The 316-nt window shown below is 71.2% G+C and carries 1 pseudogene; it reads left to right on the top strand.

The annotated features are described in order from the left end of the window. Positions 1-316: pseudogene (locus ACTFO6_RS18325) on the top strand (tetratricopeptide repeat protein); the annotation flags it as partial.

Below are 316 nucleotides of genomic sequence, written 5' to 3'. Positions count from 1 at the left end.
CATCTGGAGAGGCCCCTGGACGGCTGGCGGGCACTGCTCGGCCGTCTGGCGCCCCAGGGCTTCATGAAGGTCGCCCTCTACAGCGAGGCCGGGCGCGCGGCGGTAGCGGCGGCACGCAGCCTCATCGCCGAGCGGGGATTCGCGCCCGATGCCTGCCCAGCCGGCAGGCAGGCCGCGGGCATTCGGGCCTGCCGCCGCGAGATCCTCGCCCTCCCCGACGACCACCCCGCCAAAGCGGTGGCGTGCTCATTGGACTTCTATACCCTCTCGGGCTGCCGCGATCTTCTGTTCCACGTCCAGGAGCACCATTTCACCC

It is taken from the genome of Pelomicrobium sp. G1, from assembly GCF_051905455.1.
Lineage (GTDB): Bacteria > Pseudomonadota > Gammaproteobacteria > Burkholderiales > UBA6910 > Pelomicrobium.
The sequence above is the reverse complement of the archived record's forward strand: the minus strand, read 5'-3'. Positions and strand labels throughout refer to the sequence as shown.